This window comes from Paractinoplanes lichenicola (genome assembly GCF_016785085.1).
GTDB lineage: Bacteria > Actinomycetota > Actinomycetes > Mycobacteriales > Micromonosporaceae > Actinoplanes > Actinoplanes lichenicola.
In genome coordinates, this window is sequence record NZ_JAENHO010000026.1 from 36,756 (window position 1) to 59,977 (window position 23,222).

Consider the following 23,222-nt stretch of genomic DNA (forward strand, 5'->3'; position numbering starts at 1 on the left):
ATTCGTCGATAAGGTCTGCGCGTGACCACACCGACCGGGGGCAGCCGGCGTAGGCCCGGCCAGTTGGAGACCGAGATCATGACGGTCCTCGACACCACGGTGCGCCCGCTGACTCCCGGCGAGGTCCGCGAACTTCTCGAACCGGACGGATCGCTCTCTTACAGCACGGTTGTGACGACTCTCACGCGACTGTTTGAGAAGGGTGCGGTGGCCCGTCATCGGGACGGAAGGGCCTTTCGATACGGAGCCCTGAGCGCACCGGCAGGCCTGGTCGCAGACCGGATGAGCCGCCTGATGGCGGTCGAACCCGACCGAGCGACGGTATTACGCCGATTTGTCTCCACCCTGAGTGCGGACGACGAGCGTCTGCTGCGTGAACTTCTGAAAGAGGATCCCTCGACCGACTGAAACCGCGAGAGTGACTCATACCTGAGGGCATGCTGAAAGCGGGATGCTGCCGGTAACGCACCAGTGGCAGCATGGACGTTTCTGTGCGCGCGGTCCGAAGTCGCGCGTGGCCCGAGACCCGGGCAAAAGAGCTGGGGGAGTTCTCTCGTGACCGATCAAGCCGCCGCGCCTCCGGGCAAGCTCGACGCCGCGGTTCTCAAGATCGCCGGGGTGGTCGTGCTCGGCGCGATCATGTCGATCCTCGACATCACCGTCGTCAGCGTCGCCCTTCCGACCTTCCAGACCGAGTTCGACGCGACCTACGCACAGGTCGCCTGGACCATGACCGGATACACCCTGGCCCTGGCCACGGTGATCCCGCTCAGCGGCTGGGCCGCCGACCGGTTCGGCACCAAGCGTCTCTACATGTTGGCTCTGCTGCTCTTCACGGCGGGCTCGGTGCTCTGTGCCACCGCCGGCTCGATCGAGCAGCTGGTCGCGTACCGGGTGCTCCAGGGCCTCGGCGGCGGCATGCTCATGCCGATCGGCATGACGATCATGACCCGCGCGGCCGGCCCGGAGCGGATCGGCCGGCTCATGGCCGTGCTGGGTGTGCCGATGCTGCTCGGCCCGATCGGCGGCCCGATCCTGGGCGGCTGGCTGATCGAGGCCGCGAGCTGGCACTGGGTGTTCCTGATCAACCTGCCGATCGGCCTCATCGGCCTGGTCTACGCGCAGCTCGCGCTGCCCAAGGACGAGCCCCACAAGTCGGAGTCGTTCGACTTCGTCGGCATGCTGATGCTGTCGCCGGGTCTCGCCCTCTTCCTGTACGGCGTCTCGTCGCTGCCCGAGGAGGGCACGATCACGGCGACCAAGGTGTGGACGACGATGCTGATCGGCGCCGTGCTGGTCATCGCCTTCGTCTTCTACTCGTTCAAGCCGAAGCACCCGCTGCTCGACCTGCGGCTGCTGAAGAACCGCAACCTGACCGTCGCGAGCGTCTCGCTGTTCGTCTTCGTGATCGCGTTCATGGGCGCCGGCCTGCTCTTCCCGAGCTACTTCCTGCAGGTCCGCGGGGAGTCGACGCTCGACGCCGGTCTGCTGATGGCCCCGCAGGGCATCGGCGCGGTGCTGACCATGCCGATCGCGGGCATGCTGGCCGACAAGATCCCGGTCGGGCGCACGGTGCCGTTCGCGATGACGCTGATCGCCGTCGGGTTCTTCGGGTTCACCCAGGTCGGCACGGACACGTCGTATCTGTTCCTGTGCGGCTCGCTGTTCGTGATGGGTCTGGGCATGGGCGGCACGATGATGCCGATCATGACTTCGGCGCTGCGCACGCTGCAGCCGCTCGAGGTGGCCCGCGGCTCCACGCTGGTCAACATCCTGCAGCAGATCGGCGGCTCGATCGGCACCGCGATCATGTCGGTGATCCTGACCAGCCGGCTCAACGGTTCGGCCGAGGTGCCGGGCGCGGTCAACCCGCAGACCGGCGAGACGTTCACCGAGGCCGACATCGCGATCGCCAACAACCACGGCGCGAACATCCCGGCCCCTCCGGAGATCATCGAGCGGGGCCTGCAGTTCGCGGCCGACTCGTTCTCGACCACCTTCTGGGTGGGCTTCGCGCTGGTGCTGGCGACGTTCATCCCGATCGCGTTCCTGCCGCGCAAGCGCCGCGACACCCCGCCCGGGGCGCCGGGCGAGCCCGCGGTCGAGGCGCCCATCATGATGCACTGAGAATTATTCGCATTTCTTTTCGAGGCCCCGTCTCCCGATGGAGACGGGGCCTTGTTACAAAGGCGGACAATGGGCGCTGCCAAAACGATCGATAAGGGTCTGTATACCGAGCATTCACCTGCTGCAATGCTTAACCGTTACCCGAACGAGAATCGATCGTCATGCGACTTCCATAGCCTCCGGCGGATCACCTGCTTCCGGAGGAAAATCTTCCATGCATCGATATTTGCGCCGCGGCCCGTCCGCGGCGGCGCTGCGAGCGATCGGCGCCGCCGCGCTCGCGACCGCGATGGGCGTGAGCCTGGCCGGACCGGCCGTGGCCGCCGCGCCGGGCGACCCGTTCATCAGCGAGATCCACTACGACAACGCCGGCACCGACACCGGTGAGGCCATCGAGGTGCAGGCCCCGGCCGGCACCGACCTGACCGGCTGGCAAATCGTCCTCTACAACGGCAACGGCGGAGCGGCCTACAACACGGCCACGCTCAGCGGTGCCGTCCCGGCGGCCGGTGTGGTCGTCCAGACGTACCCGGCGGACGGCATCCAGAACGGCGCGCCCGACGGCGTGGCCCTGGTCAAGCCGGACGGCGCGGTCGCCGAGTTCCTCAGCTACGAGGGCGTCATGACCGCCGCCGGCGGCCCGGCCAACGGTCTGACCAGCACGGACATCGGCGTCTCGGAGATCGCCTCGACGCCCGTCGGGCATTCGCTGCAGAAGATCGACGGCACGTGGCAGGCCCCGGCCGCTTCGAGTTTCGGCAAGATCAACAGCGCGGGTACGGAGGAGCCGGAGGAGCCCGGCGAGCCGGGCACCTGCGACACGGCCGTCACCCACACGATCGCCCAGGTGCAGGGCACCGGCGCCGCCACCCCCGTGGCCAACACCAAGGTCACCGTCGAGGGTGTCGTGACCGCCGACCACCGTACGGGTGGCTACAACGGCGTCTATGTGCAGACCGCGGGCACCGGTGGGGACCGCCCGGTCGCGGCCGGCACCGCCTCGGACGCGATCTTCGTCTACTTCGGCACCACCGCGGCCAACGCGCCGACGGTCAAGATCGGCGACCGGGTGCGGGTCACCGGCACGGTCACCGAGTTCAACGGCCTCACCGAGATCACCACCGCGGCCAAGACCGACACCGCGGTCTGCGCGAGCGACGTGGCGCTGCCCGCCCCGGTCGCGCTGAGCCTGCCGCTGGACGACGCGGCCCGCGAGTCGGTCGAGTCGATGCTGGTCGCGCCCGTGGGGGCGTACACGGTCTCGGACGTCTACAACACCAACCGGTACGGCGAGATCATCCTGGCCGCCGGCAACGAGGTCGCCCCGATCCCGACCGACCTGGCCCGCCCCGGCTCGGCCGAGGCCCTGGCGATCAAGGCCGAGAACAAGGCCCGCCGGATCCTGGTCGACGACGGCCGCACGACCAACCTGGCCGAGGCCGGGCTCGCGCCCGCGTACCTGACCAAGGACGACCCCATCCGGGTCGGCGACGCCGTCGAGAAGTTCGGCCCGAGCGTGCTGAGCTTCGGCTTCAGCGAGTGGCGCCTGCAGCCGACCGACCCCGCGTCGTTGCAGACCACGTTCAAGGACAGCAACCCCCGTACGGCGGCTCCGGTCAACGTCGGCGGCGACATCCGGGTGGCCAGCTTCAACGTGCTCAACTACTTCGTCCACTTCGGTGGCGAGGCCCGCGGCGCCACGGACGCGGCCGCGCTGGCCAAGCAGCAGGCGAAGATCGTCTCGGCGATCAGCGCGCTGGACGCCGACGTCGTCGCGCTGATGGAGATCGAGAACTCGGTCCGCTTCGAGCCCGACGACCCCCAGGTGGCGCTGAAGACGCTGGTGGGCGCGCTGAACGCGAAGGACGGCGCGGGCACGTGGGACTACGTCCGCTCGCCGGCCGACCTGCCGGGCGCCGAGCAGCAGGACTTCATCACGACGGCGATCATCTTCAAGCCGGCCGCGGTCACCCCGAAGGGCGCCGCGCGCTCGGTGAACGACGAGTCGGTGTGGGCGAACGCCCGGGAGCCGATCGCGCAGACCTTCACCGCCGGTTCGGCCACCTTCACCGTGGTCGCCAACCACCTGAAGTCGAAGAGCGCGTCGACGCCGCCGAGCGGTGACAACGTGGACACCGGGGACGGGCAGGGCGCGTACAACGGGGACCGCAAGCGGCAGGCCGCCGCGCTGGCCGCGTTCGTGAAGTCGCTCGGGACCGACGACGTGCTCCTGCTGGGCGACTTCAACGCGTACAGCCAGGAGGACCCGATCCAGGTGCTGGCCGACGCGGGCTACCAGAACATCGCCGGCGCCGACGAGAAGTCGTACGTCTTCGGTGGTGAGTCGGGCTCGCTCGACCACGCGCTGGCCAGCGCCTCGCTCGCGGCGAAGGTGACCGGCGTGGACGTCTGGAACATCAACTCGGTCGAGTCGTTCGCCTACGAGTACGACGGCTACGCGCCGTTCTACGACGCCGGTCCGTACCGGGCCAGCGATCACGACCCGGTGGTCGTCGGCCTCTCCTTTGAAAAGGCCGGTCCGGTCGACCTGCAGCTGCTCAGCATCAACGACTTCCACGGCCGCCTCGAGCAGCCCACCGCCGGCAACGGTGGCGCGGCCCAGCTCGTCGGCATGGTCAACGAGCTGCGCAAGGCCAACCCGAACACGGCGTGGATCTCGGCCGGTGACAACATCGGCGCCTCCACGTTCATCTCCGCGATCGACGACGACAACCCCACGATCGACGTGCTGAACGCGGGCAAGCTGGCCGTCTCGGCGGTCGGCAATCACGAGTTCGACAAGGGCCTGGCCGATCTGCAGGGTCGCGTCGAGGACCGGGCTGACTTCCCGTACCTGGCGGCCAACGTCTACAAGAACGGCGAGCGGGTGCTGCCCGGCTACAGCGTGCAGACGCTGGGCGGGATCAAGGTCGGCTACATCGGCGTCGTCACCGAGCAGACCGCGTCGCTGGTCAGCCCGGACGGCATCGCCGGCGTCGAGTTCCGCGACCCGGTGGCCGAGGCCAACACCCTGGCCGCGCAGCTGTCCGACGGCAACGACGCCAACGGCGAGGCCGACGTGCTCGTGCTGCTGGCCCACGAGGGCGCGGCGACCGAGAACATCGGCTCGGCGGCGGCGCTGCAGGCCGACCCGGTCTTCGGCGACTTCACCCGGGTCAGCGCGGAGATCGACGCGATCTTCAGCGGGCACACCCACCAGCCGTACGCGTTCGAGGTTCCCGTGCCGGGCACCGACCGGACCCGTCCGGTGATCCAGGCCGAGGACTACGGCCTGCGGGTCGGCAAGGCGGTCCTGACCGTCGACCCGGCCACCAAGACGGTCACCGGCTCGACGGCCGAGCTGCTCAACGTGACCGGCTACCCGGCCGACGCCGCGGTCGCCGACATCGTGGCCAAGGCCAAGGTGACCGCCGAGGAGCTGGGCAAGCAGCCGCTCGGCAAGATCACGGCGGACATCAAGCGGGCCTACAGCGCCGCGGGCGCCGAGGACCGGGGCGCCGAGTCGGTGCTCGGCAACTTCATCGCCGACGTGCAGCTCGACCAGACCAGCGCGGCCGGCCGGGGTGGCGCGCAGATCGCCTTCATGAACCCGGGCGGGCTGCGGGCCGACCTGCTCTACGGCACCGACGGCACGGTCACGTACGCCAACGCGTTCTCGGTGCAGCCGTTCTCCAACGACGTGGTCACCCAGACCCTCACCGGCGCGCAGATCAAGCAGGTGCTCGAGGAGCAGTGGCAGCCGGAGGGCGCGTCCCGCCCGGTGCTGCACCTCGGCTCGTCCAAGGGCCTGACCTACTCGTACGACGTGAGCCAGCCGCGGGGCTCGAAGATCATCGCTTCGACCCTCAAGCTGAACGGCGTCGTGCTCAACCCGACTGGCACCTACCGGGTCACGTCGAACTCGTTCCTGGCCGCTGGTGGCGACAACTTCACCACGCTGGGGCAGGGCACGAACCGCGTCACCACCGGCGACAACGACCTCACCATGCTGGTCAACTACTTCGCCGCGAACACGCCGGTCACCGCCGACCCCGCGCCGCGCAGCACGCCCGGCACGGCCACCCCGCCCGACACCACGCCGCCGACCGGCACCTTCAAGCTGGGCGCGACCGCGCTCTGGGCCGGCCAGCCGGTGACGGTGACGAAGGTGGCGCTGGACGACGACGTGGCCCAGGTCGTCGTCAACTGGGGCGACGGATCCACTTCGGAGAGCCTGACCCACACGTACGCCAAGGCCGGCAACTACACGATCTCGGTGCAGCTGACCGACAAGGCCGGCAACAAGGCGGCGGCCACCATCCAGGGGACCGCGGTCGTCAAGGTCACGGCTCAGCCGAAGGGCGTCTACCTGCTCGCCCCGCAGTCGATCTGGGCCGGGCAGTCCAGCGTGCTCGCGGTGAGCAAGGTCGACGGCGCCACGAAGCTGGTCATCAACTGGGGTGACGGCGTCACGTCCGACATGTCGGCCAACGGCTCCCTGATCTCGCACGCCTACACCAAGGCCGGCACCTTCACGGTCACGGTCACGCCGCACAACGCGGCCGGGGCGGGCACGGCCGTCAAGGCCGGCACGGTCAAGGTCACGGCCGACACGTACGCCCCCGGCGTGCGCTTCGTGCCGCCGCTGATCCCGTCGTCGGCGTCCGCCTGGCGCTCGCTCAACGGCCTGGCCAGCGACACCGGGGTGGGCGTCTCGACGGTCTCGGCGACGCTGATCCAGGAGCGTTCCGGCCAGTGGCACTACTTCGACGGCGCCAAGTGGGTCAAGGCGTCCTCGCAGTCCGACGCCGCGACCAAGGCCAAGGTCCTGACCGACGCCCCGCTGCCGATCCTCGGCGTGTGGAGCATCGGGCTCAAGGGCGTCGAGAAGGGCACCCTGAAGGTCACCTACTGGGCGACCGACCGGGCCGGCAACTCCTCGGCGAAGCAGTCCTACACGGCCAAGATCACCAAGTAGTACGGCCACGAGAAAGCCCCCGTCTCCCGAGTGGGAGGCGGGGGCTTTTCCCGTACGAGGGTCAGGCCGTGAAACGGAAGTAGAGCCAGTTGCCGTAGGTCAGGGCGTTGACGGCGTCGTTGGGGGCCAGCGGCGTGCTCGGGTCGTAGGGCCGGTAGGTGGCCCGCGCCCGCAGCGGCACGTTGACCGAGGTCATGCCGGTGAGGGTGTAGTGCGACTTGCCGGCGCTGTTCACGGCGACGTGGGCCGACCGCAGCGGCCGCCACGTGTTGCCGTTCCAGAACTCCATCTGGAGGGTCTGCCGGCGGCCCGGGTAGGCGGGCATCGTGGTGGTGAAGTACGGCTTGACCGACTTGCGGAAGTACGCGTACGGGATCGTGCCGACCTTCTTCGTCGTGTACTGCCGCGAGGTGGCCAGCGCGACCGTCGTCCTCGTGTGAATGGTCGACTTCGCCTCGGTGGGCAGGTAGTTGCTGTCGCCGACGAACTTGGCCGTCACGCTGGTGGTGCGGGTCAGCTTGAACGTCGTCGAGACGATGCCCGCGCTGTTGCTGGTGGCCCGCTTGACCAGTCGCAGGGGCTGGTCGCCGCCCCACGGGTCGGCCCAGATCTCGACGACGCGGCCGGGCGCGCCGATCCTCGCGGTCAGCGTCACCGTCGAGTTGTACGGGACGGTCGCGCCGTTGCCGCTCATCGTGAGCGTGGGCTTGACCCGGGGCGCCGCGGCGGGGCTGTTCATGACCCACATCCGGAACTCGGACTTCGCGTTGCGGGTGATCGCGAACAGCCGCGGGCCGTCCGGCTGCCAGGCCACGTCGTCGATGATCTCGCCGGTCGGCGCGGCGAACGTCTGCGTCGAAGTCTCGGCGCCGCGCGGGAAGACGGCGATGTCGGTGCCGGCCCCGGAGTTGTTGTAGCCGATCGCGACCCGGCCGTCCGGGTGAACGTCGATCGACGCCGGGTTGCAGCGTCCCGCGTACGCGGGGGAACGCTCGTTGGTCGCCAGCGTCACCTTCCACGGCGTGCAGCCGTCGCCCCACCCGATCAACGTGGCGCCGTCGGCGGAGAGGGCCGCTCCGCGCACGGGCGCGTCGAGCGGGGCGATCGCCCCGGACTGCCAGGAGGCGTTGGTCTCGATCCACACGCTGCCACCGGTGCGGGCGTCGGCCGAGGTGTCGACGGCCAGCCGGCGATCGGGGTCGCCAGGCGCCGTGAGGAACAGCGGAGCGCCGTGGAGCGGGCTGGTGTCCGCGGTGATGTGGCCGGCATGCAGCGGGATGGTGCCCGTGTCGAGCACCTCGACGCTGCTGGGCCGCCCGGCCTTCGACGGGATCTCGTAGCCGAACCTGACCCCGTCGGCGACCGTGGTCATGGTGGTCGGGGTGTACGGCTCGACGAGCGGGGTGGAGCGCTGCTTGGTCAGCGTGGCCGCGTCGAAGATCGCGATCGCCCGGGACCCGGTGACCGCGGCGTAGAGCGTTCGCCCGTCCGGCGACAGGGCGAGCCCGTTGATGCCGGGCAGGCCGGTCCGGGTGGCCAGCACGGCGCCGTCATAGTTCGTGGCCACCAGCTGACCACCCGTCGCGTCGCTGATCAGCACCTGCTTGTGCATGGGGTCGACCAGAACGTCGGTGGCCGACTTGATCAGCAATTGGTTGCCGCGGGCGAGCGCGATGTCGGCCGCCGAGGATGTGCCGGTGCCGAGGGCGACAACGGTTGTCGCCGCCCCGGCCACGACCGCGGCCAGGACGGCGACGCGAAGCTTATGCATTTGCGGAGGACTCCCCCGTAGATCAACAGTCCGCACAGACTAGTGGCTGCCGATCATGGGGGGAGTCCGTCGTTCAGCGGAGACCGTTGCGGATGGCGACCTTGATCAGCAGCTCGGGATCGTCGCTGATCAGGCCGTCGACGCCCAGGTCGAGCACGCGTTGCATGGTGGGGGCGTCGTTGACCGTGTACGGCACGACTTTCAGGTCATAACGGTCCTGGAGCTTGGCCACGACCGGGCCGTGGAAGTAGGCCGGGTTCTGCCGCAGATACCAGTCGTCGTTCGCGACCGTGGCCTGCGCCGGGTCGTGCACCTGCCAGTTGGCCGAGACCGTCGACGCGCCGGCCGCCCGGACGAGCTTGCCCAGGTCGCGGTAGTGCCACCAGTCGAGGCCGCCGGTCCACGGGCTCTTGACCTTCGGGTCGTCGTAGACCGCGCGCAGCGAGCACTCGTCGGCCGGCGAGGCGCACTCGGCCGGGCCGTACTGCCAGACCAGCGCGACCGTCTCGATCCGGCGGTCGAGCCGCTGGGCCAGGCGGATCGTGCGCCAGTCGAACGACTGGATCGTCACCCGCCGCTCGAGCCCGGCCGCCTGGATCGCGCGCACCAGCTTGGTCGTGAAGACCTGGTAGGGCGCGGTGTCGTCGACGAGCGGACTGATCTTCGTCTCGATGTTCATCCGGATGTCCTTGCGCCCGCTGCCCTTGACCAGCGCGAAGAACTCCTCGATGGTCGGGATCCGGGCGCCCGGCACGGCCACCTGGCCCGGGACGACCTTCGAGCCGCAGTCGAGCGTCTTGATCTGCGCCAGCGTGAGATCGTGGACAACCTTCCCCACGTACGGGAAAAGGGGGTCTCCGGTTTTGACAGGCGCGGTGTCGACGCAGTGCGAGCCGTTGATCGTGCGGTCGTGCAGCATGACCAGGCGACCGTCGGCCGTCACCCCGGTGTCCGTCTCCAGGGTCGAGATCGCCGGGTTGGCCAGCGAGTTCGCGAACGCGGGGAGGGTGTTCTCGGGGCGCGTGGCCCGGCCGCCGCGGTGCGCCTGCACGTCGAACGGCGACGCGTACGCCTTGGGTAGCCGGTAACCCCGGGCGGCGAGCAGCGTCCGCAGCCGGTCCGGGTAGTCGGTGATCAGGCCGTCGACGCCGTCGTCGAGCAGCTTGGTCATGGTCGGCACGTCGTCCACGGTCCACGGCACGACCTTGATCCCGTACGCGTGGGCCCGCTTGACCATCTCGCGGGTGACGTAGGGCCGATAGCCGGGATCGGTGACCGTGCCGTTCTGCGGGAAGCCGTGCACGGGCGAGAACGCCGAGGCGCCGAACGATTTGATCGCCCGGATCGGGTCGCCGCCGAAGGTGTCGATGTCGATCCCGCCCAGCCACGGCGACGCGCCCGGCTGACCGGTCTGCAGGAAGTCGAAGTTGGTCAGGGCCACCAACGGCAGCCGCGGCTCGACCTGGCGCATCCGCATCAGCGCGCCCCAGTCGAAGCTCTGGATCGTGACCTGCCGCAGCAGCCCCGCCCTGCGGATCTCGGCCGCGGTGACCTGCACGAACTGCTCGCGCGGAGCGGTCTCGGTCGGCGCGCCGGCCTCTACCTTGGTCTCGACGTTGAGCTTCACGCCGTCCGCGCGGTACCGCTTGACCAGCGCGAACACCTCGCTCAGGAGCGGCATCCGGGCGCCCGGCACGGCCAGCTGACCGGGCTTGTCGGCCAGCGTCTGCGAGCCGCAGTCCAGTGTGCGGACCTGGGCCAGGGTGAGCGTGTTGACGTACTTGCCCACGTACGGGAATTCGGGGTCCCCGGCCGTGGCGGGCGCGGTGTCGGCACACTTGGTGCCCGTGACGCGGCGGTCGTGAGTGACCACCGCCCGGCCGTCCTCGGTGATCTGCACGTCGAGCTCGAGCGTGCTCACGCCGAGCTGAAGGGCGTTGCCGAACGAGGCCAGGGTGTTCTCGACGCGAAGACCGAGGCCGCCGCGGTGAGCTTGCAGGTCGAAGGTCTTGCCACCGCCGGCGACGGCGGGACTGGGGACGGCCAGAACGCCGGCCGCGAGAAGCATTGCGACAGGAATGCGCATGCGGCCAGCGTGTGTGCCGGGCGCAACGATCAGCCGACGTCTATGTGAACCGATGGCGGCCATTCACGGGAATCTCTGCCTCGCTCGCTGGGTGCCTTGCCTGCTCGGTGCCTCGCTTGCTCGCCCGCTCGGTGCCCGGGCTGCTCGGTGCCTTGCCTGCTCGGCGCCTCGCCCGCTCCGGTTTTGGGCGAGTCAGGCGACGGCGGCCATCGCCGCGTGGCGGCCGTCGCGCCACAGGAGGCCGGCCTCGCGAAAACCGGCCGACCGGGCGGCGGCGACATGCCACGAGACCGAGCCGGCGAAGTTGGCCGGCGGCCGGCTCCGAAAGACGTCGGCCCGCGACTCCATGAGCCCCGCGAACTCCGACGCCTCACCCACCTCGCCCCACCACTGCGCCCAGGCCAGCTCGGCCGCGGCCTCGCCCGGGGCCGGGTTGAGGGCGCTCATCACCGAGGGCAACCCGTCGTCGGGCATGAGGTCGGCCACCACCAACAGGCCGCCGGGGGCGAGGGCGCGCCGGCAACGACGATAAAGCGCACGAATCCGTTCGGGCCGCAGGTAATGCACAGTCATGACGGCAGTGGCCAGGTCATAGCCGCGGTCGGCCGGAAGCGCGCCATGGGAACGTGCGCCATCGGAACGTGGGCCATCGGGAAGTGCGCCATCGGGAAGTGCGCCGTTGGGAAGTGCGCCGTTGGGAAGTGCGCCGTTGGGAAGTGCGCCATCGGGAAGTGCGCCGTTGGGAAGCGCGCCACCGGAACGCGCGCCACCGGAAGGTGCGCCGTTAGGAAGCGCGTCGCCGAGAAGTGCGCCACTGCGAAGCACGTCATCGGGAACGGTGTCGCCCTCGGCGAGGAGTTTGCTGTCGTCGGCTTGGATTGAGTCGTCGTTGATCGGGAGGGCTTCCCCGAGGTCGGCGTCGATCACCGAGACGGCTGGCGGTACCCCGTCGCGGGCGAGGGCCAGCAGCACCGGGTCGATGTCAATCATGGTGACCGCGGCCTCGGGCCAGCGCGCCGACATCCGCTCGGCCAGCACGCCGGGGCCGCCGCCGAGATCGAGGACGCGCACGGGTGATCGGCCCAGGACGGCATCGGCGGCGACGGCGATCGCGGCTTCGAGGGAGGGCAGGCCCGGCACGAACCCGGTCATCACCTCGTCCCAGGCGGCCCGCCACCGGGCGGAGTCGAGCGTCGTCGTCGGCATATGGCCCATTTCGGCAGACTACAGAAAACGACATCCATTTCCAACAGCCCGCCCGCGGCGAATGGCGGTGCTCCCTGCCGACCGGGCGGTGCACGGCGGCGGATGGGCGATGGCGCACTGAGCGGCGGCGGTTGGGGGCGCGCGGTGGTGGCAGCGGGGACTGGGCGGGGCAGGGGGCGAATGGGAGGTGCGCGGTGGTGGCGGCTGACGGTGGCAGTTGGGCGCTGGGCGGCGGCCGGGAGGTGCCCGGCGGCGATTGGGCGATGCTGGGTAGCGGGTGGCGGCCCGGGGTGTGCGGTGGCGGATCGGCGATGCGGGCTGGCGGTGGATGGGCGATGCGGCTGGCGGCTGGCGGCTGGCGGGCCGGCGGTGTGCGGCGGCTGGCGGTGGCGGTTGGCGGATGGGTGATGGCGGCCGGTGGTGTGCTGCGGTAGGGGGTGCCGCGCGGTGGGTCAGTCGAGGGTGGCCAGCGCCGAGAGCAGGCGATCGACCTCGTCCGGGGTGTTGTAGACGTGCAGGCTCACGCGTACGGAGGAGGTCTTTTCGCCCTGTGTGCCCTGGCAGTGGCTGTCGGCGCGGACGAGCAGGTTGTCGGAGGCCAGGATGAAGCCGAGGTCGTTGGAGCCGATGTCGTGGTGCCGGAACGTCACGATTCCGTGCCGCTGCTGCACGGTTGAGCCGGCCGTGAGGCTGTTCTGGCAGCCCAGCACCTCGTAGCTGCGCAGGGCGGACAACCCGGCGGTGAGCCGTCCGCCCAGCGCGACGAGGTAGGCCGAGATCCGCGAGAGCCCCACGGATGTGAGCCAGTCCATCGCCGCGGCCAGGCTGACGATTCCGGCTGTGTTGGGGGAGCCGCTCCAGCCGGCCGGCTTGAAGACCGGGCCACGCTTGTTGGCGGCCCATACCGCCCCGATGCCGGGCAGGGCCATCGCCTTGTGGCCGGAGAAGACGATGAAGTCGACGTCCAGTGCCTCCGCCGAGATCGGCATGTGCCCGAAGCTCTGCGCCGCGTCCAAGCAGATGGGGATGTCGGGCCCGGCCGCGGCGCGCAGCCGGTGCACGTTCATGTCGTTGCCGTAGACGTGGTGCACGTGGGTGGCCGCGATGAAACGGGTGCGCGGTCCGATCGGCAGGCGCGCGACGTCGTAGTCGTGGGCCTCGTCGTAGGGCATCGGCCGCACGACGATCCGCACACCCTGGCGTCGCAGTAATTCGACCGCATCCAGCCAGGGCACCAGATTCGCGCTGTGGTCCGCGAACGGCACGATGATCTCGTCGCCGTCAGACAAATAGGACACAAGCCAATCCAAGGCCACCGTACGCAACCCCGCCGTGGTCCCGTCGACGAAGTGAACGCTGGACTTGTCGCCGGCAAAGAGGAAGCGCCGCACCTGGTCGCGGGCGGCTTCGATGCGGGCGGTGGTGCGGTTGGCCCAGGGGTACGTGCCTCGGGCGGCGTTGGCGTTTTCGCTGGTCAGGTAGGCCATTACCGCGTCCAGCACCGCCTGCGGCTTCTGGGAGGTGGCCGCGCTGTCCAGGTAGGCCACTCCGGGGTTGCCCATGAGCAGGGGGAACTGCGACCGTACGCCGATCTGCCAGCCGGTTTCCAAGGTGAGCGTCATCAGTCACGCACCAGCCGTGCGCCCGCGTCGCGCCAGGCGATTACGCCGCCCGCGAGTGACCGTACTTCCGGGTGACCCATGCGGAGGAGCAGTGCGGCGTATCGGGCCGACTTCTCGCCGACCGGGCACACCAGCAGCACCGGCTGGCGCCGGCCGAACGGTAGTCCACCGTGGAGCAGCTCGGCGAAGAGCTCGTCCACGATGTTGATCGAGCCGTCGATGTGCAGCGCCCGGTACGCGTGCGGGTTGCGCAGGTCGATGACCAGCCCGGGCCAGCGCGACGCCTCCTCGACGTCGACCGTCGGCGCGGCCGCGATCTCGTCGGCGGTCAGGACCCGTACGTCGTTGGTCGCCGGCGGCCGTCCGAACAGCGCCGGCCGGCGGTCGCGCAGGTAGCTCAGGTAGCTCTCGACCCGGTCGCAGACGATGAACACGGCCGTCTTGCGCGAGGTCAGCGTGGCGTCCAGGGCGCGCAGGTGGCGTACGGCTCCTTGATAGGCCCCGCCCCCGGTGGGCCCGGCCGGGGTTCCGCAGCGGCGCACCAGCGTGAGCAGCCCGTCGATGGCGTCGTCGGAGGTGATCGTCTCGAGGGTGTCGTAGACGCCGGGGTCGAACAGCCCGACCTCGTGCACCTCGTCGATCGTGCGGATGCCGGGGATGAAGTCGCTCTTGGCGGCGACCAGACCGATCACCCGTACGTCGGGGTCGTGCTGGCGCAGCGCGCGGGCCACCCCGGTCGACGAGCCGGCCGTGCCCACGCAGGCCACGAAGTAGTCGGGTGCGCGGCCGTCCAGGTCCTTGACGATCTCGGGTCCGGTGCCGTGCAGGTGGGCCTCGACGTTGCGCTCGTTGAAGTACTGATCTGTGTGCACGTAGCCGCTGCCGTTGTCGCTGAGCGTGCGGTGCATGCGTGAGAGCGGGTCCTCGGTGTCGGTCGGGTCGAGGCATTCGGCCTGGCCCGGCAGCTCGTCGAGCTCGGCCCCGAGCAGCAGCAACAGGTCCTTGATCTCGGGGACCTTCATCCGGTTGGTGACGCTCTTGAAGGGCAGCCCGTGCATCCCGGCGATCAGGGCCAGCGCCTTGGCCGTGTTGCCGCTGGACAGCTCGACCACGGTGTCCCCGCGCGCGGCCGCGCCGGCCAGCAGCGGGCGGATCATCTGCAGGGCGGCGCGATCCTTGACCGAGCCGAACGGGTTGAGCAGCTCCATCTTGGCGTACAGGTCGATGTTGACCAGGCCGTGCACCGCGGGGTCGAGACGCACCAGCGGCGTGTTGCCGATCGCCTCGGTCATGTCGTCGTATCTCATGCTGCCTCCGTGCGCTCGTGGACGGGCCAGTACTGCTCGTCGAGGCACCAGCTCCACCGGTCGCCGTCGCGGAAGAGGGCGACCTTGCGGCCGATCGGCTGGTGCAGGGCGCGAGTGGCGCTGAAGTCCATGAAGTAGCCGGCCGTGTTGACGAAGGCGAGCAGGTCGCCGGGCCGGGGCCGCGCGGGCAGGGTCACCTTGCGCCGGGTGATCAGGTCGGATTCCAGGCAGAGGTTGCCGAGCAGGAAGACCTCCGTCGGTTCGGGCGGCCGGTCGCCGGCGCCCACGAGCACGGGATCCATCAGCACCCCGTGCTCCTCGAGGCTGACGTCCCGCGCGTTCATCTCCAGCCGTACGAGAAGGTCCGCGGAGCCCGTACGCACCTCGAGCACCCGGGCCAGCACGAGCCCGCACTGGTCGAGCAGCGCCCGCCCGGGTTCGATGTCGAGGTCGATCATGCTGTCGAGCAGCAGCTCCCCCAGCGGCCGGCGCTGCGCGGGGGCGAGGGTGGTGAGCAGCTGGTCGAGATAGCCGGGCCCGGAGACCGGCCGGTACGCGGGGTAAAGCCCGAGCGCCCCGCGCAGGGTGCCGGCCTCGTTGCGCAGCCCGTATCCGTGCCCGTTCCAGGTCATCGGTGGTCGCCGGCCGAGCACCGCCTGGGCCAGCTCGGAGGTGTACCGCTCCCACTGCCCGGCCTCGGCGAGGTAGTTGACGCCGAACCCGCCGCCGATGTCGACCGACCAGACCGGAACGCCCCGGTTGCGGCATTCGTCGAGCGCGGCCAGGCAGCCCTCCAGCGCGACCGCCTTCTCGGGCAGGCCGATGGTGTCGAGGTGGTATGCGACCCCGACGAGCTCCAGCTGCTCGGCGTGCTTGTCGAGCCGGCCCAGCACCTCGGTCAGCTGATCGAACGGCACTCCGAACCGGCTGCGGCGACTGATCAGCTGCACGCCCGGCGCGGCGAACCCGGCCAGGCGCACCATCACCCGTACGCGGGGCAGGCGGTTGATCGCGACCAGGGCGGCGAGCTCGCTCAGCTCGTCGAGCGAGTCGGCGTTGACGAGCACCCCGGTGCGCGCGGCCAGCCAGAGGAACTCGCGATTCTTCGGCCCGGTGGCGATCACCCGGTCGGGGGTGAAGCCGGCGCCGAGCGCGTGCTGCAGCTCGGCCAGCGAGGCGACGTCGACGCCGGCGTCGGTGGTGGCCAGCTGGCGCAGCAATGCCGCGGAACGGTTCGCTTTGTGGGCGAAATAGATGTGACCGCGTAGCCGATGCGCTCGATAGACCGCTCGGAAAGACTCCACATTGGCGGCCAGCGCACCCGGCAGCACGATGTTGAGCGGTGAGCCGAGGCCGTCGGCCAACTGTCGCAGGAGCGCGTTCTCGGCGAGAACCGATTGGAGGATCGGTTCGATTCTGGGGACCAGCTCGAGTGGACGTGAATCGGTCACAGTACGACTCCCCGGATGGCCGTTTAAGCAGGTCAGTTCGGGCGTTGTCGAGATCTCGGCGCTGAGAGGGTTTCCTCAACGTAACCGATGCGCGGACCACTCGCCAAGGGGTGTAAATACATTCGGTGAGTGCTTCGTTACTCGTTTATATGTCAATACATTTGTCCTTGATTCGGCAACCGTCTAACTGTTGTGAGTTGTGCATATGTGCATTCATTCACGGGAAAGTCTGGGTGCCGATCACAGCCAGAAGCGCGAGCCGATCGGCGCTGTCCGTGCCGAGTGCCGGGGTGAACCAGAGCAGGCGCTGACGACCGTCCTCACTGAACAGCGACAGGCAGTTGACCTCGAGCAGCCCCAGCGCCGGGTGGTTGATGCGCTTGCGGTCGTCCCGGCGGAACGCCACGTCGTGGTCGGCCCACAGGCGGGCGAACTCGGGCGACCGGTCCAGCAGCGTCGACACCAACGTGCGTACGTCGGAATCCCGCTGATCACGACGCGCGGCGGCGGCCCGCAGGTCGGCCACGAAGGCTCGCGACTGCGTCGGATGGTCCGCCGGAGGGTAGAGCAGCCGCGCCTCGGGGTCGGTGAACCAGCGGTGCACAAAACTGGCGTCCGCCCCGCGATACGCATCATGACTGCCCAGGAGGGCCACCGCCAGCGGATTCTGCAGGAGCGTGACATGCAGATCCGTGATGACCTGGGCCGGCGTACCGGTGAGGCGGTCGAGCAGGTCGCTCATGCCCGGGTGCACGTGCGCGGCCGGGCCCGTGCGCAGCGGGACCCGGCCGGCCAGGTGGAACAGGTGGTCGCGCTCGTCCCCGGTGAGCCGCAGCGCCCGGGCCAGGGCCGCCAGCATCTGCTCCGACGGCTGCGACCCGGCCCCGCGCTCGAGCTCGATGTAGTACTCCACCGACGCCCCGGCCAACTGGGCCACTTCGTCCCGGCGCAAACCCGGCACCCGCCGGCGGGGACCGCTGGGCAGCCCCACCTCGTCCGGCCGGATCCTGTCTCGTCGCGATCGCAGGAAGGTGCCCAGCTCAGAGAGGTTCACCACCCCAGTCTGCCGCCGCGAACCCGGCCCAGGCAGGGGTTGTCATCCTCTGCCTGAATCTCCGCGGGCGGCGCAGAGTGGGGTCGTTCATTCATGCCAGGCAAGGAGACGACATGCCGTTCGCGAACTTCAAGGTGCCGGCCGGGACCATCACCCCGTCGCAGAAGCAGAAAATCATCGAAACCACCACAGACCTGTACGTCGAGATCTATGGCGAGCGGGCCCGCGCCACGACCGTCGTCCTCGTCGACGAGGTGCCCGACGGGGGCTGGGGTGTGGCCGGTCACGTCCTGACCGCCGCCATGCTTAACGGCGAGTGATCAGCTGCCGATCGGGCCCCCGTCGAGGCGCCACGTCACCACGACCGCGGGCTTGGCGTAGTCGCCGTCGGGCCAGGTCGAGGCCGGCTTGTCCATCGTCGCGCCGGTGATCTCGCCCGGGTGCTGGACGGCCACGAAGACCGAGCGGTCGTCCGACGTGATGAACGGTCCGCACGTCTCGGCGCCCGGCGGCACGGTGAGGAACTGCCGCAAGTGCCCGCGTGCAGGGCCCTCGATCGGCGTCGCGAACAGGCCGTCGTTGCTGTCCAGCGCGTTGCCGTCGGTGGCGATCCACAGGTTGCCGGCGCTGTCGAAGGCGACGTTGTCGGGACACGAGATCGGCGACACGGCGGTCTTGTCGTAGCCGGCGAAATACGTGTTCGGGTCGGCCGGGTCGCCGCACACGATCGGCAGGGACCAGGTGAAGCTCTCGCCCGTGTGGTCGCCGCCGGCCTCGACGATCTCGAGGATCTGGCCGTGCCTGTTCTCGCGTCGCGGGTTCGCCTCGTCGGGTCCGGCGTTCGTGCCCACGCCCCGGTTGGTGTTGTTGGTCAGAGCGGCATAGATCCTTCCCGTACGCAGGGAGGGCTGCACGTCCTCGGGACGGTCCATCTTGGTCGCCTTGACCGCGTCGCCGGCCAGGCGAGCGAAGGTCAGCACCTCGACGGCCGTCATGCCGGGCACGAACGACCGGTCGCCGGCGACCAGCTTGATCCACGTGCCGGTGCCGTCGAAGGCGCCGTCCGAGGGGAGCTTGCCGGTGCCGTCGATCTCGGCCGCCGGGCTGTCCCCGGTGAGCCGGGCGACGTAGAGCGTGCCCGATTCGAGGAGGGTCAGGTTGTGCCGCCGATCGCCGGGCCGGTATTTCTTGTCCGACACGAACTTGTAGAGGTATTCGAAGCGCTCGTCGTCCCCCATGTACGCGGCGACCCGGCCGTCCTTGGCCACGATGACGTTGGCGCCCTCGTGCTTGAAGCGGCCCATCGCCGTGTGCTTGCGGGGCGGCTCGTCGGGGGAGAGCGGGTCGACCTCGACGATCCACCCGAATCGGTTGGCCTCGTGGGGGTGCTTGGCCAGGTCGAAACGCTCCTGCGCCCGTTCCCAGCGCCGCGACGGGCTCGGGTAGCGGGTCGTTGTCGTGATCCCGTAACGGCTGAGGCGAGCCTTGTCGGCCGCGGGAACGGCGTCGCCGCCGACGAAGTACTGGTTGAAGTTCTCCTCGCCGGAGAGCACCGTGCCCCACGGGGTGACCCCGCCGGCACAGTTGTTGAGCGTGCCGGTCACGCTGACGCCGCGCGGGTCGGCCGCCGTCCGCACCAGAGGTGTCCCGGCCACGGGCCCGTCGAGGCGGAACGGGGTGGCCAGCATCGTGAAGCGCCGGTTGTACTTCAGGCGCCCGCTCTTGGCCTGACGCCACTGACCGGTGCCGGCGACCCGTTCGAGCTCCACCACCGACATGCCGTGTGCCGCCATCGCGACCTCGATCTGCCCCACGGTCATGGCCTCGAGCGTGGTGAAGCCCGGGAACATCAGCTCCTCGTTGGTGTATTCGTGGTTGGCCACCAGCAACGCGCGGTCGCGGCTGAGCGGCACGACCCCCAGGAAGTCGTTGTTGAAGCCGAACTGCCGGACCTGCCGCTGCGCGGTCTGCCGGTCGGGATCGAACGCGGGGGCGCCGGGGATGATCGGGTCGCCCCAGCGGATCACCACCGCCGAGTCGTAGCCGTTGGGCACGATGAACGTGTCGAGCGTGTTGGGCGGGATCGGCTTGAAGGTGAGCTCGCCGGCGCCGGTTGACGGGGCCGCGGGGGAGGCCGTCGCGGCGGTTGCCGGGACCGTCGCGCCGCCCAGACCGAGCACCAGGGCCCCGGCTCGTATCACACCGCGGCGGCTCATCGCCGCGTTGACGATGTCGCCGAAATACGGGTTGTCCGAGGTGTTCGGGATCGGGTGGGCGCAGGCGTTGCCACAGCGATACAGGCAGGTCATCGCGTCACGCGCGCCGCCACTGTGCCCCGGCATGGGTAACGGATCGGGCATCGTTGCCTCCTCGACGAAAGTGAACCCCAGGTAAACACAGATCCAACCCACGGTGCTGATAGATCGCCGTGAATGCTGGTCGTGCCAACCGTGAGGTTCCGGACCTTCCGCCGAGGAGCCGGGACGGCGGCCGCACCCGGCAGGTGCGGCCGCCGTGGGGAGATCAGCTGCCGATGTGGCGGCCGTCGAGGCGCCACGTGACGACGACGGCCGGCTTGGCGTAGTCGCCGTCGGGCCACGTCGAGGCGGGCTTCTCCACTGACGCGCCCGAGATCTCACCCGGGTGCTGCACCGCGACGAACACCGACCGGTCGTCCTCAGTGATGAACGGGCCGCAGGTCTCGGCGCCGCGCGGTACGGTGAGGAACTGGCGCAGGTGGCCGCGCTCGGAGCCCTCGATCGGCGTCGCGAAGAGGCCGTCGTTGGTGCCCAGGGCGTTGCCGTCGGTCGAGATCCACAGGTTGCCGGCGCTGTCGAACGCGACGTTGTCGGGGCACGAGATCGGCGAGACGGCCGTCTTGTCGTACCCGCCGAAGTAGGTGTCGGCGGCGGCCGGGTCGCCACACACGATCGGGAGCGTCCAGGTGAAGGACTCGCCGGTGTGGTCGCCCTTGTCCTCGGTGATCTCGAAGATGTGGCCGTGCTTGTTGGCGCTGCGCGGGTTGGCCTCGTCCACGCCCGGGTTGGTGCCGACGGCCCGGTTCGTGTTGTTGGTCATGGCCGCATAGATCTTCCCCGTACGCAGGGAGGGCTGGACGTCCTCGGGACGGTCCATCTTGGTCGCCTTGACCGCGTCGCCGGCCTGGCGGGTCCAGGTCAGCACGTCGGCCGCGGTCATGCCGGGCACGAACGACCGGTTGCCCGAGACCAGCTTGATCCACTTGCCGGTGCCGTCGAAGGCGCCGTCCGAGGGGAGCTTGCCGGTGCCGTCGATCTCGGCCGCCGGGCTGTCGCCGGTCACCTGCGCGACGTAGAGCGTGCCCGACTCGAGGATGCTCAGGTTGTGCTTGCGCGCGGCCGGCGAGTTGCCCTTGACGATCTTTTTGTCCGACACGAACTTGTAGAGGTAGTCGAAGCGCTCGTCGTCACCCATGTACGCCACGACGTGCCCGCTCTTGGCCACGATGACGTTGGCGCCCTCGTGCTTGAAGCGGCCCATCGCGGTGTGCTTGCGCGGCGGGGCCTCCGGGTCGAACGGGTCGACCTCGACGATCCAGCCGAAGCGGTTCGCCTCGTTGGGGTGCTTGGCCAGGTCGAACCGCTCCTGCGCCCGGTCCCACTTGCGCGAGTCGCTCGGGTAGCGCGCGGTCGTCGAGATGCCGTAACGGGCCAGCTTCGGCTTGTCGGCCTCGGCCACCCCGTCGCCGCCGACGAAGTACTGGTTGAAGTTCTCCTCGCCGGAGAGCACCGTGCCCCACGGGGTGATGCCGCCGGCGCAGTTGTTGAGCGTGCCGATGACCCACTGGCCCTTGGGGTCGGCCGCGGTCTTGACGGCGGCCGTGCCCACGACCGGGCCGGTCAGCTTGAACACCGTCTCGAGGGCGGTGATCCGCTTGTTGTAGCGCAGGCGGCGGCCCTCGGCCGGGCGCCACTCGCCGCTGCGGCCGACCCGCTCGATCTCGACCACGGACAGGCCGTGCGCGGCCATCGCGACCTTGATCTGCTCCACCGAGAGCGCGTCCAGGGTGGTGAAGCCCGGGAACATCAGGTTCTCGTTGGTGTATTCGTGGTTGACCACGAGCAGCGCGCGGTTGTCCTCGAACGGCAGCACGCCGACGAAGTCGTTGTTGTAGCCGAACTGCATCGACTGCCGCTTGGCGGTCTGCTTGCCCAGGTCGAACTCGGGGGCGCCGGGCACGACCGGATCGCCCCAGCGGATCACGACCGACGAGTCGTAGCCGTTGGGCACGACGAAGTTGTCGAGCGTGTTCGGCGGGATCGCCTTGAAGGACAGCTTGCCGGCCTTGCTGCCGCCGGACTGCGGGGCCTTCCCACCGAGCGGAACGCTGGGCACTGCGGCGGATGCCGGGACCGCCGCGGCTGCCGAGGCGCCGCTCAAACCGAGAACAAGAGCGCCGGCCGCACTGGCGCGCATGACGCCGCGCCGGCTCATCGAGGCGTTGACGACGTCGCCCAGATAGGCGTTGTCCGACTCGTTGGGAACGGGGTGATCACACGCGTTGCCACAGCGGTAAAGGCAGGTCATCGCGTCGCGGGAACCGCCGCTGTGTCCGAGCAGCGGTAACAGGCGGCGAGAGAGCTCAGGCATGCTTCTCCTCATTTCAGGGTTGCCCGCACGCTAGGGAAGCTGATTGGCGTGACCCTCACCCCAAGGTGAACGCAGCATTAACGTATTGACGGTTGAGACTGCGTATATGCACGTGTATGCATGTCCGGAAAGTGAACGGGAGACATGAATCCCGCTCGCCGTGTCGCGTTCGGCCGCCGTCCACCTGTCGCGGGTACACCGGGCGCATGGACTTTTCCATCGAGCGCGACACCGACCGGGCCGGGAAGACCACTTATCTTCTGCTCGGCGGCGTTTTCGACCGATCGGCGCACCGCGACCTGCGGCGGGCGCTCAGGGACGCGTTCTCGCGGGCCCGGCGGGGCCGGGTGGTGCTCGACATGGCCCGGGTCGACGAGCTGAGCAGTGAGTGCGTCGAGGTGCTGCTCACCGGCTACACGCACGCGCTGCGCGGCGGGCACGGTTATGAGGTCACCAACGCCCGCGGGCACGTGCGGCTGCTGCTCGAGGCGACCGGGCTCTGCCCGCGTCGCGAGGACGACACGCTTTACGCCCCGGTGTGGCTGTCAGGCGACGTGGCCGACGTGTCGTAGCCGGTGATTGGCCACGCCGGCCGCGTAGAGCCGGCTGGCGATCGATTCCGACGTGCGGTCGAGGAAGACCGCCACCTGGTGATCGTCGCCCAGGTGGCAGGCGGCGACCAGGGTGCCCAGGTTGATCGGGTCGACCTCGGGCACGTCGTGCAGGTCGAGGATCAGCCGCAGCGGGCGCAGGTGGCGAACCGCATGGACCAGCGTGCGGCGCAGTTCGACCGCGTCGTCGGCATCGAGTGTGCCGTGGGGCTGAATGACGAGCGTTCCGTCGGGGCTGGTTTCGACGTCGACCGTGCTTGCGGTCATCGCGCATACCTTCCGTTACCCGCTGTTCTCCGAGGTGTCAGGTTATGGCCTCGAAGGAGGGTCGTCGACTGCTCCGGCGAATAATTCACCAGGTCACGGCAAGGTCACGCGAC

15 protein-coding genes are annotated in these 23,222 nt (G+C 69.5%); 5 read left to right on the forward strand and 10 right to left on the reverse strand.

The features are described from left to right. The first annotated feature begins 21 nt into the window (after positions 1-21). The 3 genes from JKJ07_RS48315 to JKJ07_RS48325 all read left to right on the forward strand — a co-directional run bounded on the left by JKJ07_RS48315 (position 22) and on the right by JKJ07_RS48325 (position 7,105). The gene (locus JKJ07_RS48315; protein WP_307834830.1) at positions 22-408 is read left to right on the forward strand and encodes a BlaI/MecI/CopY family transcriptional regulator; all 387 of its coding nucleotides are present in this window, start codon (positions 22-24) and stop codon (positions 406-408) included. A 147-nt stretch (positions 409-555) separates the two neighbouring features. Then, complete coding sequence (locus JKJ07_RS48320; protein WP_203078649.1) at positions 556-2,127, forward strand: DHA2 family efflux MFS transporter permease subunit; 1,572 nt, start codon at positions 556-558, stop codon at positions 2,125-2,127. A 214-nt stretch (positions 2,128-2,341) separates the two neighbouring features. After that, positions 2,342-7,105, forward strand: a complete 4,764-nt coding sequence (locus JKJ07_RS48325; protein WP_203078650.1) for an ExeM/NucH family extracellular endonuclease — start codon at positions 2,342-2,344, stop codon at positions 7,103-7,105. Positions 7,106-7,166: 61 nt separating this feature from the next. Here JKJ07_RS48325 and JKJ07_RS48330 read toward each other — a convergent pair whose 3' ends face one another. The 7 genes from JKJ07_RS48330 to JKJ07_RS48360 all read right to left on the reverse strand — a co-directional run bounded on the left by JKJ07_RS48330 (position 7,167) and on the right by JKJ07_RS48360 (position 17,602). Further along, complete coding sequence (locus JKJ07_RS48330; RefSeq protein WP_203078651.1) at positions 7,167-8,876, reverse strand: SMP-30/gluconolactonase/LRE family protein; 1,710 nt, start codon at positions 8,874-8,876, stop codon at positions 7,167-7,169. 73 nt (positions 8,877-8,949) lie between these two features. Then, positions 8,950-10,962 carry a glycerophosphodiester phosphodiesterase family protein gene (locus JKJ07_RS48335; protein ID WP_203078652.1) on the reverse strand — a complete coding sequence of 671 codons (2,013 nt, stop codon included), beginning with the start codon at positions 10,960-10,962 and terminating at the stop codon, positions 8,950-8,952. 192 nt (positions 10,963-11,154) lie between these two features. Beyond that, positions 11,155-12,114, reverse strand: coding sequence for a class I SAM-dependent methyltransferase (locus tag JKJ07_RS48340; protein WP_203078653.1), 960 nt, complete (start codon positions 12,112-12,114; stop codon positions 11,155-11,157). Positions 12,115-12,620: 506 nt separating this feature from the next. Further along, entirely contained in the window at positions 12,621-13,790 is a 1,170-nt protein-coding gene (locus tag JKJ07_RS48345) for an aminotransferase class V-fold PLP-dependent enzyme (RefSeq protein WP_203078654.1), read from the reverse strand. Next, the gene (locus JKJ07_RS48350; RefSeq protein ID WP_203078655.1) at positions 13,790-15,097 is read right to left on the reverse strand and encodes a pyridoxal-phosphate dependent enzyme; all 1,308 of its coding nucleotides are present in this window, start codon (positions 15,095-15,097) and stop codon (positions 13,790-13,792) included. The genes JKJ07_RS48345 and JKJ07_RS48350 overlap by 1 nt, the downstream gene beginning before the upstream one ends. After that, the gene (locus tag JKJ07_RS48355) at positions 15,094-16,548 is read right to left on the reverse strand and encodes a Y4yA family PLP-dependent enzyme (protein ID WP_203078656.1); all 1,455 of its coding nucleotides are present in this window, start codon (positions 16,546-16,548) and stop codon (positions 15,094-15,096) included. Before JKJ07_RS48355 ends, JKJ07_RS48350 begins: the two co-directional genes overlap by 4 nt. A gap of 217 nt (positions 16,549-16,765) precedes the next feature. Further along, complete coding sequence (locus JKJ07_RS48360) at positions 16,766-17,602, reverse strand: MmyB family transcriptional regulator (protein WP_203078657.1); 837 nt, start codon at positions 17,600-17,602, stop codon at positions 16,766-16,768. A 113-nt stretch (positions 17,603-17,715) separates the two neighbouring features. Here JKJ07_RS48360 and JKJ07_RS48365 point away from each other — a divergent pair, with 113 nt between their 5' ends. Then, positions 17,716-17,922, forward strand: coding sequence for a 4-oxalocrotonate tautomerase family protein (locus JKJ07_RS48365; RefSeq protein ID WP_203078658.1), 207 nt, complete (start codon positions 17,716-17,718; stop codon positions 17,920-17,922). Here JKJ07_RS48365 and JKJ07_RS48370 read toward each other — a convergent pair whose 3' ends face one another. Beyond that, on the reverse strand, positions 17,923-19,962 hold the full coding sequence (locus JKJ07_RS48370; protein WP_203078659.1) for a PhoX family protein: 2,040 nt from the start codon (positions 19,960-19,962) through the stop codon (positions 17,923-17,925). A gap of 163 nt (positions 19,963-20,125) precedes the next feature. Beyond that, positions 20,126-22,231 carry a PhoX family protein gene (locus JKJ07_RS48375; RefSeq protein ID WP_203078660.1) on the reverse strand — a complete coding sequence of 702 codons (2,106 nt, stop codon included), beginning with the start codon at positions 22,229-22,231 and terminating at the stop codon, positions 20,126-20,128. Between the two features lie 206 nt (positions 22,232-22,437). On the opposite strand from JKJ07_RS48375, the gene JKJ07_RS48380 reads away from it, so the two are divergent. Further along, positions 22,438-22,803, forward strand: coding sequence for an STAS domain-containing protein (locus tag JKJ07_RS48380; protein ID WP_203078661.1), 366 nt, complete (start codon positions 22,438-22,440; stop codon positions 22,801-22,803). On the opposite strand, the gene JKJ07_RS48385 is transcribed toward JKJ07_RS48380, so the two are convergent. After that, complete coding sequence (locus JKJ07_RS48385) at positions 22,777-23,109, reverse strand: STAS domain-containing protein (protein ID WP_203078662.1); 333 nt, start codon at positions 23,107-23,109, stop codon at positions 22,777-22,779. The genes JKJ07_RS48380 and JKJ07_RS48385 overlap by 27 nt on opposite strands. Positions 23,110-23,222: the final 113 nt, after the last annotated feature.

What these genes read in the sequence shown, in the direction of transcription:
- JKJ07_RS48325 (WP_203078650.1), top strand. Translation starts at nt 2,342, where the DNA reads ATGCATCGATATTTGCGCCGCGGCCCGTCCGCGGCGGCGCTGCGAGCG.
- JKJ07_RS48330 (WP_203078651.1), bottom strand. Translation starts at nt 8,876, where the DNA reads ATGCATAAGCTTCGCGTCGCCGTCCTGGCCGCGGTCGTGGCCGGGGCG.
- JKJ07_RS48335 (WP_203078652.1), bottom strand. Translation starts at nt 10,962, where the DNA reads ATGCGCATTCCTGTCGCAATGCTTCTCGCGGCCGGCGTTCTGGCCGTC.
- JKJ07_RS48340 (WP_203078653.1), bottom strand. Translation starts at nt 12,114, where the DNA reads ATGACCGGGTTCGTGCCGGGCCTGCCCTCCCTCGAAGCCGCGATCGCC.
- JKJ07_RS48345 (WP_203078654.1), bottom strand. Translation starts at nt 13,790, where the DNA reads ATGACGCTCACCTTGGAAACCGGCTGGCAGATCGGCGTACGGTCGCAG.
- JKJ07_RS48350 (WP_203078655.1), bottom strand. Translation starts at nt 15,097, where the DNA reads ATGAGATACGACGACATGACCGAGGCGATCGGCAACACGCCGCTGGTG.
- JKJ07_RS48365 (WP_203078658.1), top strand. Translation starts at nt 17,716, where the DNA reads ATGCCGTTCGCGAACTTCAAGGTGCCGGCCGGGACCATCACCCCGTCG.
- JKJ07_RS48370 (WP_203078659.1), bottom strand. Translation starts at nt 19,962, where the DNA reads ATGCCCGATCCGTTACCCATGCCGGGGCACAGTGGCGGCGCGCGTGAC.
- JKJ07_RS48375 (WP_203078660.1), bottom strand. Translation starts at nt 22,231, where the DNA reads ATGCCTGAGCTCTCTCGCCGCCTGTTACCGCTGCTCGGACACAGCGGC.
- JKJ07_RS48380 (WP_203078661.1), top strand. Translation starts at nt 22,438, where the DNA reads ATGGACTTTTCCATCGAGCGCGACACCGACCGGGCCGGGAAGACCACT.
- JKJ07_RS48385 (WP_203078662.1), bottom strand. Translation starts at nt 23,109, where the DNA reads ATGACCGCAAGCACGGTCGACGTCGAAACCAGCCCCGACGGAACGCTC.